13 protein-coding genes are annotated in these 14,303 nt (G+C 60.0%); 8 read left to right on the top strand and 5 right to left on the bottom strand.

Going from position 1 to position 14,303, the window contains the following annotated elements:
• Positions 1–51: 51 nt before the first annotated feature.
• Genes AAF739_04250 through AAF739_04275 form a run of 6 tightly spaced genes read left to right on the top strand, consistent with a single transcriptional unit; the run spans position 52 to position 5,328 of the window.
• Positions 52–864: an ABC transporter ATP-binding protein gene (locus AAF739_04250; protein ID MEM6381863.1), complete on the top strand. Its 813-nt coding sequence runs from the start codon at positions 52–54 to the stop codon at positions 862–864.
• Positions 861–1,574, top strand: coding sequence for an ABC transporter ATP-binding protein (locus AAF739_04255; GenBank protein ID MEM6381864.1), 714 nt, complete (start codon positions 861–863; stop codon positions 1,572–1,574). Before AAF739_04250 ends, AAF739_04255 begins: the two co-directional genes overlap by 4 nt.
• On the top strand, positions 1,574–2,587 hold the full coding sequence (locus tag AAF739_04260; protein ID MEM6381865.1) for a branched-chain amino acid ABC transporter permease: 1,014 nt from the start codon (positions 1,574–1,576) through the stop codon (positions 2,585–2,587). Before AAF739_04255 ends, AAF739_04260 begins: the two co-directional genes overlap by 1 nt.
• The gene (locus tag AAF739_04265) at positions 2,584–3,918 is read left to right on the top strand and encodes a branched-chain amino acid ABC transporter permease (protein ID MEM6381866.1); all 1,335 of its coding nucleotides are present in this window, start codon (positions 2,584–2,586) and stop codon (positions 3,916–3,918) included. The genes AAF739_04260 and AAF739_04265 overlap by 4 nt, the downstream gene beginning before the upstream one ends.
• Before the next feature lie 26 nt (positions 3,919–3,944).
• The gene (locus tag AAF739_04270; GenBank protein ID MEM6381867.1) at positions 3,945–4,778 is read left to right on the top strand and encodes a YdcF family protein; all 834 of its coding nucleotides are present in this window, start codon (positions 3,945–3,947) and stop codon (positions 4,776–4,778) included.
• A gap of 13 nt (positions 4,779–4,791) precedes the next feature.
• The gene (locus tag AAF739_04275) at positions 4,792–5,328 is read left to right on the top strand and encodes a hypothetical protein (GenBank protein ID MEM6381868.1); all 537 of its coding nucleotides are present in this window, start codon (positions 4,792–4,794) and stop codon (positions 5,326–5,328) included.
• Positions 5,329–5,468: 140 nt separating this feature from the next.
• Here AAF739_04275 and AAF739_04280 read toward each other — a convergent pair whose 3' ends face one another.
• From AAF739_04280 to AAF739_04300, 5 genes are all read right to left on the bottom strand, one after another.
• A complete protein-coding gene (locus tag AAF739_04280; protein MEM6381869.1) occupies positions 5,469–6,878 on the bottom strand; it encodes a geranylgeranyl diphosphate reductase in 1,410 nt (469 codons plus the stop codon).
• 2 nt (positions 6,879–6,880) lie between these two features.
• Positions 6,881–8,230, bottom strand: coding sequence for a BCD family MFS transporter (locus tag AAF739_04285; protein MEM6381870.1), 1,350 nt, complete (start codon positions 8,228–8,230; stop codon positions 6,881–6,883).
• A 69-nt stretch (positions 8,231–8,299) separates the two neighbouring features.
• Positions 8,300–9,247 (bottom strand): chlorophyll synthase ChlG, encoded by a 948-nt coding sequence (chlG, locus tag AAF739_04290; protein MEM6381871.1) that lies wholly within the window; start codon positions 9,245–9,247, stop codon positions 8,300–8,302.
• A 103-nt stretch (positions 9,248–9,350) separates the two neighbouring features.
• Positions 9,351–10,784, bottom strand: coding sequence for a transcriptional regulator PpsR (gene ppsR, locus AAF739_04295; GenBank protein MEM6381872.1), 1,434 nt, complete (start codon positions 10,782–10,784; stop codon positions 9,351–9,353).
• Between the two features lie 65 nt (positions 10,785–10,849).
• Complete coding sequence (locus AAF739_04300; protein ID MEM6381873.1) at positions 10,850–11,785, bottom strand: cobalamin B12-binding domain-containing protein; 936 nt, start codon at positions 11,783–11,785, stop codon at positions 10,850–10,852.
• Between the two features lie 566 nt (positions 11,786–12,351).
• On the opposite strand from AAF739_04300, the gene bchF reads away from it, so the two are divergent.
• Both bchF and AAF739_04310 read left to right on the top strand, forming a co-directional pair.
• Positions 12,352–13,011: a 2-vinyl bacteriochlorophyllide hydratase gene (gene bchF / locus AAF739_04305; GenBank protein MEM6381874.1), complete on the top strand. Its 660-nt coding sequence runs from the start codon at positions 12,352–12,354 to the stop codon at positions 13,009–13,011.
• Between the two features lie 5 nt (positions 13,012–13,016).
• Positions 13,017–14,300 carry a ferredoxin:protochlorophyllide reductase (ATP-dependent) subunit N gene (locus tag AAF739_04310; protein MEM6381875.1) on the top strand — a complete coding sequence of 428 codons (1,284 nt, stop codon included), beginning with the start codon at positions 13,017–13,019 and terminating at the stop codon, positions 14,298–14,300.
• Positions 14,301–14,303: the final 3 nt, after the last annotated feature.

Genomic DNA, 14,303 nt, shown 5'->3' on the forward strand with positions numbered 1-14,303 from the left:
TGAACCGCACACATCCGTTTTCCTTATCTCGTCTGCCGATGGAGCTCCCCGATGATCCGCGTCACGGATCTTCACAAGCAGTTTGGCGGCGTGCACGCCGTCGATGGGGCATCTGTCGAGATCAGGACGGGCACCATCACGGGGCTGATCGGGCCAAACGGAGCCGGTAAAACCACCCTTTTCAACGTGATCGCGGGCGCTTTCCCGCCGACGTCCGGCAAGGTCGAACTAGACGGCGAGGACATTACAGGCTTACCGGCGCATAGCCTCTTCCATAAAGGTCTGCTGCGAACCTTCCAGATCGCACACGAGTTTTCATCCCTAACAGTTCGCGACAATCTCATGATGGTGCCACCGGACCAGCCCGGTGAGAGCCTTTTGGGCGCGTGGTTCAAGGGTTCTGCGGTGCGTTCGCGCGAGAAAGCCATCGCGGACAAGGTCGATGACGTTCTCGATTTCCTTAACCTCACCCATCTCGTCGATGAACGCGCCGGCAACCTGTCGGGCGGCCAGAAGAAGCTGCTGGAGTTGGGGCGCACGATGATGGTCGACGCCAAGATCGTGTTCCTCGACGAGGTCGGTGCCGGCGTGAACCGGACGCTGCTCAACACAATCGGCGACGCGATCATCCGCCTGAACAAGGAACGTGGCTACACCTTCTGTATGATCGAACACGACATGGCGTTCATCTCGCGGCTGTGCGACCCGGTGATCGTGATGGCGGAAGGCAAGGTTCTGGTCGAAGGGCCGGCCGATGTCGTTCAAAAGGACGACCGCGTGATCGAGGCCTACCTTGGCGTCGGTCGCAAACAAGCGGCCAAGCATGAAAGCGAGGCCCCCAGCGCTACGGAGGCGGCTTCGTGACGCTTCTCGTCGCCGATAAGATGCGTGGCGGCTACGGCGCAGCCGACATCCTGCAGGACTGCACCATCGCCTGTGATCGCGGCGAAGTGGCGGTCATCGTCGGGCCGAATGGCGCGGGCAAGTCGACAGCCATCAAGGCCATTTTTGGCATGCTCAACCTGCGCGGTGGGTCAGTGACGCTCGATGGTCAGGAGATCACCAGAGTTGCTCCTCAGCAGCGCGTCGAAGCTGGCATGGGTCTTGTCCCGCAGACCAACAATGTTTTCCCAACGATGACGGTCGAAGAAAACCTGCAAATGGGCGCGTTCCTGCGTGACGACGGCGGCGCCGGCATCATGGACAAGGTCTACGCACTGTTTCCCGCCGTTTATGAGAAGCGCTATCAGCAAGCGGGCGAGCTTTCCGGCGGCCAAAGACAACAGGTTGCGGTGGGCCGCGCGATGATGACGGAGCCGACCCTTCTGATCCTTGATGAGCCAACTGCTGGCGTATCTCCAATCGTTATGGACGAATTGTTCGACCGCATCCTCGAGATTGCGAAGACGGGCGTCGCCATACTCATGGTCGAGCAGAACGCCCGGCAGGCGCTCGAAATCGCCGATACCGGCTATGTCCTTGTGGAAGGGGGCAACCGCTACACCGATACTGGCGCCGCGCTCCTCGCCGATAAACAGGTGCGCGCGACCTTCCTGGGAGGGGATCAGTCCTGATGGCCGACCTTCTCAACGCGCTGGTGCTGTTTTCAAACTTCGTTCTGATTCCATCGGTGACCTACGGCGCGCAGCTCGCGCTCGGGGCGCTGGGCATCACGCTGATCTATGCGATTTTGCGCTTCGCCAATTTCGCTCACGGCGACACCATGGCGTTCGGCACGATGGTTGCGATCTTCCTGACCTGGGCCTTTCAAGCGATGGGGCTGTCGCTGGGCATCTTTCCGGTGGCGCTTCTTGCGCTGCCGTTTGCGATGGTTGCGACGGCGCTGCTCGTGCTGGGCACCGATAAGCTGATCTACAAACATTATCGCAACAGGAAGATTGATCCGGTCATTTTCGTGATGACCTCGGTGGGCGTCATGTTCATGATGAATGGACTGGTTCGCATTTTCATCGGGACCGGCGATATAGCGTTCGCCGACGGCAGCCGGTTCCTCCTGCGCGCGCGTGAGTTCCGCGACATGACGGGTCTCGATGAGGGTTTGGCCCTGCGCACCACGCAAGTGATCACCATCGTTGTGGCGGTGGGCGTGATGGCCGCTTTGTTCTGGTTCTTGCAGAAAACCCGAACCGGCAAATCGATGCGCGCCTTCTCCGACAATGAAGACCTTGCGCTTCTGTCGGGCATAAATCCCGAACGCGTGGTGCTGGTCACCTGGATCATCGCTGGCGGGCTGGCCACAATAGCAGGGGTCTTGTACGGCCTCGACAAGAGCTTCCGCCCGTTCACCTATTTCCAGCTGCTCTTGCCCATGTTCGCGGCAGCCATCCTTGGCGGTATCGGCCAGCCCATCGGCGCGGTCGTCGGCGGCTTCGTTATCGCCTTTTCGGAGGTCGCGCTGACATATGCCTACCGCCGCGTCTTCGCTTATGTCGGCCCTGAAAACTGGGACCCCGAAGGGCTCTTCCAACTGGTTGAAACCGAATACAAGTTCGCAATCTCGTTCATCCTGCTGGTGATCGTTCTGCTGATCAGGCCGACGGGCATCTTTAGGGGGAGGATCGTATGAGCGACACTGCCGCCCAAAACGGACAGCCCGCCGCCTGGTGGGAAAACCCGTGGCTGCTGTTCGCGATCATGGGCGGCCTGCTCGCTTTCACCGGCTTCGTCCAAAGCTGGCTTCTGGCACTGACCATCGTCCAGTTGTGCATGATCTCAGCGATCATGGCGCTCGGCGTCAATGTGCAATGGGGCTATGCAGGCCTCTTCAATGCCGGAACGATGGGCTTCGTCGCGCTTGGCGGCGTGGCAGCGGTCCTTGCATCGGCTCCGCCGGTAGCGGAAGCCTGGAGCGCGGGCGGTGGGCGGATCGTGCTCGCCTTTGTTTTTCTGGCAGTGGTGATCGTTGCGGTCGTTCTGGCCCGCCAGCGCCTAGGTAGCCTCGCCCGCTCACTGGCAACACTCATTTTGATCGTGGCGGGTTTCGCCATATTCACCCAGCTATTCGAGCCTGCCCGCGATGCCGTTGAGGCGGTCAACCCGGCACAATCGGGCTATCTGGGCGGCATGGGCGTTTCGATCCTGTTTGGTTGGGCCTTGGGCGGACTGTTTGCTGCAGGGGCAGCTTGGGTCATCGGAAAAATCGCGATTGGGCTGCGCTCCGACTACCTCGCCATTGCCACCTTGGGGATCGCCGAGATCATCCTCGCGGTGATCAAGAACGAGGATTGGCTTACGCGTGGCGTCAAGAATGTGACCGGCCTCGACCGGCCTGTTCCCTACGAGGTGGACTTGCAAACCGATCCCGGTTTCATCGAGTTTGCGGCAGGCCTGGGCGCTGAACCAAACGTCGCAGCGGGCATCGTTGTCAAGCTGGCCTTCATCGCCCTGTTCGGCATCGTTTTGATCACAATGGTGTATTTGGCCGAAAAGGCCCTGCACTCTCCCTGGGGCCGCATGATGCGTGCCATCCGCGACCGGCCCGCCGCTGCATCGGCGATGGGCAAGGACGTCAAGGCACGGCACATTCAAGCCTTCGTCATTGGATCAGCGATATGCGGCATCGCCGGCGCCATGCTCGTTACGCTCGACGGGCAATTCACGCCCGGCTCCTACCAGCCTTTGCGCTTCACGTTCCTCGTCCTCGTGATGGTCGTGGTTGGCGGATCGGGCAACAATCTCGGCTCGGTGCTTGGGGGCTTTCTGATCTGGTTCGTCTGGGTCCAGTCGGAAGCCTTGGGTACATTGCTCGCGGACCTCGCATCCTCGACGCTCGCCGAACAAAGCCCGCTACGCGACAGTTTCCGCGACGCAGCCCCGCACCTGCGACCGGTTCTGATGGGCCTTATTCTGGTGCTTGTTTTGCGGTTTCGTCCACGCGGTTTGCTGCCTGAACGGTAGCGCGCCAACCCAATCGGGAGCTGGATATGACCGATCTCGACCTCCTGCCCAGCAAGCTGCTCGCCCTGTTTGTGAGGCCGGATTTCTGGCTCTGGCTGGGCTTACTGACGGTACTGCTTGCTCTCCACCGCGGGTGGATCAAGCTCGCGCGGTGGGTCACCTGGTCAATTGTTATCGCGGTTACGCTCGTCGGTTTCTATCCGGTCGGCTCACTGTGGCTTGCGCCTCTAGAAAATCGATTTCCTGTAAACCCGTCCCTCGCGGGCGCGCCATCGGCGATCATCGTGCTCGGTGGTGGCGAAGAAGCCGCTATCAGCAGCGCCTGGGGCCAGGTCAACATCAATGACGCTGGCGACCGCCTCACCCGTGGGGTCGAACGCGCGCTGGAGTATCCCGATACGCCGCTTCTGTTCACGGGGCGCGCGTTCAATCCACTCAACGACCCCTCTCTGGTGAACGGCGCGGACCAGGCGGCAAGCCTGTTCCGTCAGCTTGGGCTGCCGGAGGATCGGGTGCAACATCTCGGGAAAGCGCGCCGGACAGCGGAGCACACGGAAGACATCGTCCAGATGCTCGACCAGTTGGGCGTCGAACCGAGCGCGGAACAGCCACTGCTGATCATCACAAGTGCATTTCATATGCCGCGGACGATCGGCGTCTTGTGCCAAGCGGGCTTCCGGCATCTCGTCGCCGACCCCACAGATTTTCGCACCACACCCGGTCGCAGCTTGGCGCACCGGCTTCGCTGGAACTATGCCAATAACCTTGGGGACCTCAAGTTGGCATTCCGCGAATGGGCGGGGCTCATTGCTTACCACTTGAAAGGCCACACGCCGAACGTGTTTCCATCACAATGCTGACCCAGCTGACAGCATGTTGAGCACTAACCTGCCGCCCCTCGCGCTTTCAGTTCGACAGCCATGGGCGTGGGCCATCATTCATGGCGGCAAAGCGATCGAAAACCGGTCCATCGGGTCAATTATCTCGGGGAAGATGGACTGCAGACCCATAGCAATCCATGCTGCAACCGGGCTGACGGAGAAGGAATTCCGCTGGGGTTACGACAAACTGTCCGAGCACGGCGTTCAATGCCCGTTACCTCGAGACCTCGTGCGTGGCGCGATTATTGGCCAGGTCAAGGTTGTCGATATTGTCAGCGAGAGCGCAAGTCCGTGGTTCGGACGATCAAGGCCCGACAATCGTGGCCTCGTCTTGGAGGAGCCACGGCCGTGTGAGCCCATCCCCGCAAAAGGGGAGCTGGGCTACTTCAACTGGGAACGAGCCGGTGCGTTTGCAGGTGCTCTTTCCTGGATGCGCAAATACGAGAACGCCGATGGCCAGGCCGGTGGATCGTCGCTTTTTGACGACCTGCCGCTGCAGTTTCCATCCAAGCCCGAAAAGCCATTTTGACCTCGAACGATAAAGCCCACCAACAAACAGTTGGTCGCTCGAAATCATCAACGCCCGCCGGAAGCTCGCACGCGGCAAAGCTGCTTCAAACACGGGGACCAAATAATGCGACCGGCAATCTGCGGCGTCTGAACGTGCGCCTAGCCTTGGGGCTTAGGCGCCACGTCCGTTTGCACCGCCGAACCGTCGCGCGGAGCGGCAGAGACCAGCCCCATAAGATGCGCAAGGTCTTTGAAGAAGATGCGAAGGTGGGCCATTGGATCGGCCCGCACGAGTTTCTTGTTCATGTAGGCCTGCCAGGTCAGCCGCTGAACGTCAGGGTCCTCACAGATCGAGACGAAACGCTCGCGCCGCTTATCGGATGAATACCAAAAGTGCTGCATGATGCCTAAGATCATAAAGACCCGGCCGTGATCCTTCATGAATTTCTTGCGCGCGGTAGCAAGGGCCCGCGCGTCGCCGGTCGCAAGGAACATCGCCACCGCGTCCGCGGCCCGGCGTCCACCTTCCATTGCATAGTAGATGCCCTCACCCGAGGCTGGCGCCACAATTCCCGCCGCATCGCCTGCAACGACAACATTCCGGCCATTGTCCCATTTCTTGAGGGGTTTGAGCGGTATGGGCGCGCCTTCCTTACGGACGGTTTCACAGCCATCGAGGCCGGCGACCTCGCGCAGCGTCTTGGTTGCACCGCGAAGCGAAAAGCCCTTGTTGGCGCTACCCACGCCGATCGATGTATGCGGGCCGTGCGGAAAAACCCAACCGTAGAAATCGGGCGAGACCCGCCCTTGATAATAGACATCGCACCGGGTGGGCGCGAAATCCGCGTCAATAGCGGCATCCGATTCGGGCTCGGGCGATTTCACGATTTCATGGTAGGCGAACACGCATGGTACGCGCTCTGCGCCGTCCACAGCCTGCTTTGCAACGGCAGAGCGTGCTCCGTCGGCGCCTATGACAGCCCGTGCAATGACGGACCGTAAGGGTGCCCCGCTGCCATCTCTCTTGGCTTTGAAGAAAACCCGTACAGTGCCGTCGTCACAGTCTTCGAAGCGTTCGAACCCGCCATAGGCGCGTGTGGCACCCGATGATTGGGCGCGGGTGCGCAACCACTCGTCAAAATGCTCGCGATCAACCATGCCGACATAGCCGCCATCGATGGGCATCGGCACCTGACGCCCCGACGGCGCGACCATCAGAGCGGACTTAATCCGCGCCACGAGCTGATCGTCGGGGATGTCGAAATCTTCGACGCAACGGGGCGGAATAGCACCGCCACATGGTTTGATGCGCCCGTCTTTGTCGAGCAGAAGGACCGAGTGGCCGGCTTGCGCCAGACCATTGGCAGCCGTCGCACCGCATGGCCCCCCACCAACTACAACCACATCAAATCGCTGGTCTTGGTCAGGAAGGGGATGGGTTTTCCATTCCGTCCCCGGGACGTCGACCCCGGGCTGGTCCTCATCAACGGGCATCGATGCAGCGCTAGCGCTTACCGCAAGATCCTCCGCGGATTCAAAGTCGATATTTTCGCGCAAATCCAAGCTCATGTTCAGGGCCCTCCCACGCCCGACAGGTAACCGTCGCCCGCAACGGACAGCCGGTCGCGGCGCTCCGCAAGATGATCCATCCCAATGCGGGCAGCGAGCGCCGCAGAAACGAAGAAAACAAAGGCCTCAAGGGTAAAAACTGTTCCGTAGGCGACAGGGATGGAGCCGGTAAGCGCGCGCGTCACATCAATCCCTATGGTTCCAACGAGCCCACCAAGGCCAAAAGCGATTGCCTGGGCTGCACCGAACAGGCCCATACGGACACCCTCGCGGTTTTTACCCCCATCGGACGCAATGCTCATCATGGAACCAATCGCGGCGACGGCAAACGCGCCGTTGGCAAGTCCAAGCGCAAAGACGTTCGCCTTCAATGGCCAGGACCCGGGAAAATTCGCGGAGACCGCGAGCCCCAGCAGGGCAAGCGCGGAGGCCGCACATCCGCCGACTGTCCAGGCTTTGAGGGAGCCAAAGCGAATGCCGCGAAAACCCATGCCTGCCAGCGCAACCACAATCATGCCAACCAGGACGCCACCATGCTGAACACCGGCAAGCTGCGTTGACGCGCCAGGTGTGTAACCAAAGACGGCGCCAGCGAACGGCTCCAAAATCAAATCTTGGGTCGAGTAAGCCAGCATCGACGCGAACACGAAAATTGCAAACGAGCGGGCCTTCGGATCGGCCCAGACCTCGGCCATCACCTGCCTGAAAGGCGGCTTGGCTGCTTGTTCTTCGCTCGCGGCTTCGGCGGTCAAGTCGCGCGGTCTTTCAACTTTCCATAACGCGACGACCGTCAAAGCGAATGCAAACGCGCAAACCACTGCTGTGACCGTGATCAGTCGGGTCATGCTGAAGGGGTCGAGTTGGCCGCCGGCGATACCGGCGGTGAGAATGAACCCGACGATCATCATCACCCAGACGATGGTAGCGGCCGGCGCACGGCGCTCCGGGTCAACTTGGACGGCCAGGAGCGTCAGCAAAGACGTCCCCGAAGCCCCAACCCCAACGCCGATCGCAACAAAAGACAGCGTGGCTGCGATTATCCCGATGACCGTGCTTTGCGCCATGAGCGCAACAGACAGCGCAGCGGCAAACCCGCCAAGCGCCAGCACGCCCATCCCGCCGACGATCCAAGGCGTGCGCCGCCCTCCCATATCGGAGCCGTAGCCCCAGCGGGGCCGTGACATCTGCACCGCGTAATGCAGGCCTACGAGGATGCCAGGCAGCATGGCTGGCAGCATCAGTTCGACGACCATAACGCGGTTGAGCGTGGAGGTTGTCAGGACAACAATTGCACCAAGTGCGGTTTGGACAAGACCGAGCCGAAAAATCCCCAGCCAGCCGAGATAAGGCATCCGTCCTGCCGGACGGGCCGTCCCGCTGCCGTGCTTTGGCACAGATGCATCTGCGACCATGGCCATGATTCAACCCCCAGCAATCATGATTGAGCGAACCGCGAACGCGCTGACCATCATCCCCGAAACGTACAGCGTGACGCCGGTCGCGTTGTAGAGCGCTGCGTTTCGGTAGGGCGCGGCCATCAAACGGTCCGTGTTCAGGAGAAACCGCACCATCAAGGCAAGTTGCGCTATGATCAGCACGACCACCGCAGCCGCAAAGACCGGCTTTCCCCAGGCCATGAGCAGCGCCACCACAATGAGCTGCGGGACCGCCATCACAAGGCACGCAACACGGGCGGCCCCCGCCGCTCCAAGCTGCACCGGCAAGGTGCGCACACCCATTTGCCGATCGCCTTCGATCGCCTTGAAATCGTTTAGCGTCATGATGCCGTGCGCCCCGATGGAGTAAAGCACCGCAAGCGCGATAATGCTGCCATCGGGAAAGGTAGACAGCACCGCAGCCGCACCCGTGAACCAAGCGAGCCCTTCATAGCTGAAACCGACGGCGGCGTTGCCAAACCAGCCATTTCGCTTGAGCCTCAAAGGCGGCGCGGAATACGCCCAGGCGAGGATCAACCCCACAATGGCCGCGACCAGCACCCAAGCCCCCAGAACCGCAGCGACGACCAACGAGAGCGCGGTCCAAATCAGCGCAATCCATAGCCCCCAACGCCCCGGCACCCGCCCGGATGGGATAGGTCGATCAGGCTCGTTAATGGCGTCAACATCGCGATCGTACCAATCATTGATTGCCTGGCTCATCCCACACACAAGCGGCCCGGCGAGAACCATACCCAACGCGATAAAGAACACATTGCCCGTTAGCGACGCACCCGACGAGATAACGCCGCACAGGAAGGCCCACATGGCGGCAAACCATGTGACTGGTTTGAGCAGTTCGACCACCGCCGACAACTGCGGAATGCTTGAATCGGCAGGCGATGGGAGGGCCGCTGCGGCTGAGCGTTTCATTCCCAAAGATTAGCTTTGGGATTTTCGAGTGTCAATTTTATTTGACACTTTTTTCTGACTAGTCTCGCCTACAACTCGTCACCGGATGAGACCGGTATGGACCTTACGAGCCACCGCTTGGTCCCGTCAGATCGCCGAGCCCGAAACGGCGCATTTTCGCGTAGAGGCTTTGGCGCGACACGCCGAGCATCTGCGCTGCCGAGGCCCGGTTGTCACCGGTCAGTTTCAGCGCCGCTTCGATGCACAAACGCTCGACCACATCCGTTGTCTCGCGCACAACTTCTTTGAGCGGCATATGCCCAATGAGATCGGTCAATTGTTCCGCTGATTTCGCTGGGAACCCGGAAACCGGCTCATCGGCGGCCGGCATACGGCTGACACGGCGCAGAACCAACCCGTACAGGCTCTGCCCATCGGATGGAACACAAACAGCCGTAATCTCAACGTCTTCAGTCGCGCCTAACTCGCCACGCAGGACCGTCGGGAACCGTCTTACAAGCCCATGCTCGCGGACGTTCGCCAAAAGCACGTTCGCATCAACAGTTGAACGTTCGAACCAATTGTCGAGCGGACCATCGATAACGCGATCCATATTTGCGGCCTGAACCATCTCGATAAAGGCGGTATTTGCGCGCTTAACCCGGCGTTGCTCGTCGATCATGACGAAGCCATCAGGCAGCCGTTCGATAACGGCCAACGCATCGTTTTCGGCGCCGCCGGATGCGTCAGCGGAGGCCCTTTCTGCGCTGAGTAAGCGGACGATCAGATACGACACGTCAGCTTGTCTAAAAAGCGTTGCGCGCGCCGTGTAGCGCGTCTCGCCAGCCAGCGTCAGATCGCTGAGTTCAGCCTTGCCAACCGATTGGGCAGAACCAAGCATGGCGCGAACGGCTTCCCGATGGTTGCTTGAAAACACGTGCGTGGCACGCCGGCCCACCATTTTGCCCACGGGCACATCGAGCACTTCGGCCGCCATGGGATTTGCATCACTGATGATCATTGAAGACGCGTCGACAATCAGGACCGCTTCACCGACCATCTGGAAAAGCAACCGGTAGCTGGCCTCCGCCTGCCGCAACCGGGTGTATTCGCGCTCCATGGAGATCTGAGTGTTCACCAGGCGCTGTTGGAGACGCGCAAGTCCGCGCATATCGCGACCGAACAAGATGATGCGGTCGTCCTCAGCCAACTTGACCGCAACGCAGCTCATCGGGAGCATCTCGTCACTGTCGCCGACGAAATTCAACTCTCGCTTGCGCGACGTCCCGCCAGAGATGACCTCTCCGAGCGTCGCAGACACTTTGCTTCTGCTGTCTTCGGCAACACTGTCGATCAGCGGTTGCCCGACCCATTGGTCGAGGCCTTCGCCTGCGATTTCGGCTCCCGAAAAAGCGATATCAAGTATGGCACCTGTGTTATCGAGCACCAGCGTCAGATCCGCCGCAGCCGTAAGCAGGATCGCCGCCGCATCGGCATCCATTGCTCCTAAATTCTGGCCGGGGTTCCTGAAGCTTCGCGCCATCAGGGGGTTTAACAAGGGGGTCTCCCACGATTTGCGGCTGTGGCGTAAGTCCCACGGGGTCGCTTTGTTGCTTGTCCTGTCTAGTTCACATGGTGCGCCGGACCATGTCCGGAAACCATGCGATCCAACTGTTGAAGGCCATCACGGCCATCTTTGGCAATCAAATCGGCGCCCAAAGCCCGCACTTCGGGAGATTCATGTTCGACGGCTTGCCCGCCTACCATTATTAGCAAGTTCTGATTAAGTGATTCGCTGCGCAAGTCCCCTATTAATTCTGCCAGGTTTGTCAGCCGATCCCTGTTTCCGACCGATAGTCCGATTGCAGTGAAGCGCGTTTGCCGGACGGCATCAACAAGAGCGTGGGCCGAATTGCCGGCTGGCATCCTGACGCACCATCCGGCCTTACGCAGCATCTCCCTTACAATCAGCAAACCAAACAGGTGCTGTTCTCCTGGCGCTCGACCCAGCAGAATTGTGCGGGAGGGGTCCGACCAAACCGGTGCCTCCTCCTCAAGCCTGCCAAAGCGCAGAATAACCTTTTCGAGCGATGATGTGGCGACTGTCACATCACAAAAGCTGCAGGCATCGTTAAGCCACAGATCACCGACCCGTCTGGCAGCAGGCGCGCAGAGATCAAGCAGAACGTCGATAACGCGTGCACCGCGCGCTACATAGCCTTCGGCGTGCCTGAGCGCCGCGAAGGCGTCATAGGTCAGCAAGATCGAGGCGAACTCATCAATCGCAGCGTCGGAATAAGCGTCGGCGCTGATGTTCTGCTCAGACGATGATGCCGCGTTTTTCTCATTGGCATAAGAAAGTTCCGGCTGGCCGTCTTCATAGGCAGCCTGTCCAAGTGTCTCGGCACGGCCTTCTCTCAGCCCGGTGAGCAGGTGGGGAATGATCTGTTCCTGAACGGCGGAAACAAGATTGAAGCCGTCCGAACGAAGGCCTTCGCTCATGGCCGAGCGAGGCTCTGACTGTATTTGATCGACAGACTGGCTGCTTCGATCCGTCATGCGTAACGCCTTCTTTGGAGCGCGCGCTTCCTACTCAACAGGCAACTGTCTTCAGATGCGGTAGACGCCCCCAGTTATCGACGCCCCGCTACGCCGATGCGGTGAAACCAGCGCCGAGTTCAGCCCAGCGTCCATTTTTACAGACACGCAACAATGAACTGCACGCAACGAGTCGCGGCTCGCGTATCCTTCGCCCTATCAAAGACCTGTTTAGACCTAAGGTCCAGCTAATTTTTCCACTTTCGCATAAAAAGGCTTTATCTAGTCGAAATTAGAAACAATATCACTTAACTTAAGCAGATTCACCAGTTCGCACGGGAAAACGCCTACGCCATTAGCATGATTCATCTGCAGGTTTTGGCGCCACAGATCAGGGCAAGCGCGTAGAAACTGGCCGTAAAGAGCGTCTTCTGGGGCTCGTGTGTCAAATTTTTTTGACGTTCAGTCGAATTGACATTAGCGCCGCCCAATTCCAAACTAACGTCCAATTCCGGTGATTATCGCGCTGCTTCTGGCGGCCATCCACTCAACGGAATTTGCGGGAATTCTAGGAGTTGGTGGCATTTATGCCCAATCGCATACCACCTGACCCATCAGCCTCGACGGAGCACGCTTCGCGACGCGCGGCGGTCCTCGCGTGTTCCGACAGCAATTCTGTGGACGCGGCACCAGGCGCGCGATCTGCGCATTCAAACACGCCGGGTCGAGCAGCATCACGCGCGGCGCGGGCACCGCTCTACACGCCCGAACAGCGCGCGAAGCGCGACGCCACTGGTTGGACATTGGTGCAGGGGATTTTGGCACCCCTACAGTTTGTGGTGTTCTTGATCTCGCTTGCGCTCGTCCTGCGCTACCTGGCGACCGGCGAAGGCTTTGGCGTCGCAACCGGATCGGTCATCCTCAAGACGCTGGTTCTCTACCTGATCATGATCACTGGCGCGATTTGGGAGAAAGTGGTTTTCGGCCGCTACCTGTTTGCGCCTGCCTTCTTCTGGGAAGACGTCTTCTCGATGCTGGTGCTGGCCCTGCACACCGCCTATCTGATTGCGGTGTTCACCGGAGCGCTCGGCGCCCAGAGCCAGATGGTTCTCGCGCTCGCAGCCTACGCTGCGTACGCCATCAACGCAGCTCAGTTCGTCTGGAAACTGCGCCTTGCGCGCCTCGATGCCGCCGGGCCTGTGACCACAACCCATGCCTCCACCCTGTCGTTGGAGACAGCGCCATGAACGATATGGCGCGAATCGAGCCTGTTGCCGGCTGCGCCGTTGGTGCAGGCGAAAGACCGATCCTGAAGCAGCGCGGGCAACGGGAAGTCTTTTGCGGCCTAACCGGCATCATCTGGCTGCACCGGAAGATTCAGGACGCATTCTTTCTGATCGTAGGATCGCGCACTTGCGCACATCTGATGCAGTCGGCAGCTGGCGTCATGATTTTCGCCGAGCCGCGCTTTGGCACGGCGATCATGGAAGAGAAAGACCTTGCGGGCCTGGCTGACGCCAATGAGGAACTCGACAAGGTCGTCGCCCGCCTTCTTGAGCGGCGCCCCGACATCAAGATGCTCTTCCTGGTCGGCTCGTGCCCTTCGGAAGTCATCAAGCTCGATCTTGCCCGCGCCGCAGAACGCCTTTCGGCCCAGTACACGCCGCACGTCAGGATCCTGAACTACTCGGGATCGGGCATTGAGACGACTTTCACCGAAGGTGAGGATGCATGCCTCGCCTCGCTCGTGCCAACGTTACCGATTGCCGAAGACGCAAGCGAGCGCTTGCTGGTTGTGGGCGCACTTGCCGATGTGGTGGAAGATCAATTCAGGCGTCTTTTCAATCAAATGGGCATCGACAAGGTCGATTTTTTGCCTGCGCGCAACGCGGCGTCCATGCCCGCCATTGGCGAAGGCACACGGGTTTTGCTGGCCCAACCCTTTCTCACGGAGACGGTTCGTGCGCTGGCGCGGCGAGGCGCGGTGCACCTGCCCGCTTCCTTCCCGCTTGGTTCGCACGGAACGACCGCCTGGCTGCGCGCGGCGGCTGAGAGCTTTGGGGTCAGTGAGGTAACATTTGACGCTGTGATTTCCGCGCCCAAGGCAAGATCAGCAAAGGCGCTGGCGCACTATCGCGATGCGCTGAAGGGCAAAAGCGTCTTTCTGTTTCCCGATTCGCAGCTGGAAATCCCGCTCGCGCGGTTCCTGCACGAGGAGTTGGGCATGGTCCCGATCGAAGTCGGGACCCCGTTCCTCAACCGGCGGTTGATGGCGCCTGAGATTGCGTGTCTTCCAGCATCAACAACACTCAGCGAAGGGCAGGATGTCGACAAGCAACTTGATCGCTGCGTCGAGGCGCGGCCCGATATTACCGTTTGCGGGCTTGGGCTTGCCAATCCGCTCGAGGTCGAAGGCCTGACGACCAAATGGTCGATCGAACTGGTGTTCACGCCGATCCAGGGCTTTGAGCAGGCCGGCGATCTCGCTGAACTGTTTGCCCGTCCCCTTGTCCGCCGCACGCGGCTGCAGGTCTAGGGG

The sequence above is a fragment of the Pseudomonadota bacterium genome (assembly GCA_039024915.1).
In the GTDB taxonomy this organism is placed as follows: domain Bacteria; phylum Pseudomonadota; class Alphaproteobacteria; order Rhizobiales; family MH13; genus MH13.

What these genes read in the sequence shown, in the direction of transcription:
- AAF739_04250 (MEM6381863.1), top strand. Translation starts at nt 52, where the DNA reads ATGATCCGCGTCACGGATCTTCACAAGCAGTTTGGCGGCGTGCACGCC.
- AAF739_04260 (MEM6381865.1), top strand. Translation starts at nt 1,574, where the DNA reads ATGGCCGACCTTCTCAACGCGCTGGTGCTGTTTTCAAACTTCGTTCTG.
- AAF739_04265 (MEM6381866.1), top strand. Translation starts at nt 2,584, where the DNA reads ATGAGCGACACTGCCGCCCAAAACGGACAGCCCGCCGCCTGGTGGGAA.
- AAF739_04270 (MEM6381867.1), top strand. Translation starts at nt 3,945, where the DNA reads ATGACCGATCTCGACCTCCTGCCCAGCAAGCTGCTCGCCCTGTTTGTG.
- AAF739_04275 (MEM6381868.1), top strand. Translation starts at nt 4,792, where the DNA reads ATGTTGAGCACTAACCTGCCGCCCCTCGCGCTTTCAGTTCGACAGCCA.
- AAF739_04280 (MEM6381869.1), bottom strand. Translation starts at nt 6,878, where the DNA reads ATGAGCTTGGATTTGCGCGAAAATATCGACTTTGAATCCGCGGAGGAT.
- AAF739_04285 (MEM6381870.1), bottom strand. Translation starts at nt 8,230, where the DNA reads ATGCCTTATCTCGGCTGGCTGGGGATTTTTCGGCTCGGTCTTGTCCAA.
- chlG (MEM6381871.1), bottom strand. Translation starts at nt 9,247, where the DNA reads ATGAAACGCTCAGCCGCAGCGGCCCTCCCATCGCCTGCCGATTCAAGC.
- AAF739_04300 (MEM6381873.1), bottom strand. Translation starts at nt 11,785, where the DNA reads ATGACGGATCGAAGCAGCCAGTCTGTCGATCAAATACAGTCAGAGCCT.
- bchF (MEM6381874.1), top strand. Translation starts at nt 12,352, where the DNA reads ATGCCCAATCGCATACCACCTGACCCATCAGCCTCGACGGAGCACGCT.
- AAF739_04310 (MEM6381875.1), top strand. Translation starts at nt 13,017, where the DNA reads ATGGCGCGAATCGAGCCTGTTGCCGGCTGCGCCGTTGGTGCAGGCGAA.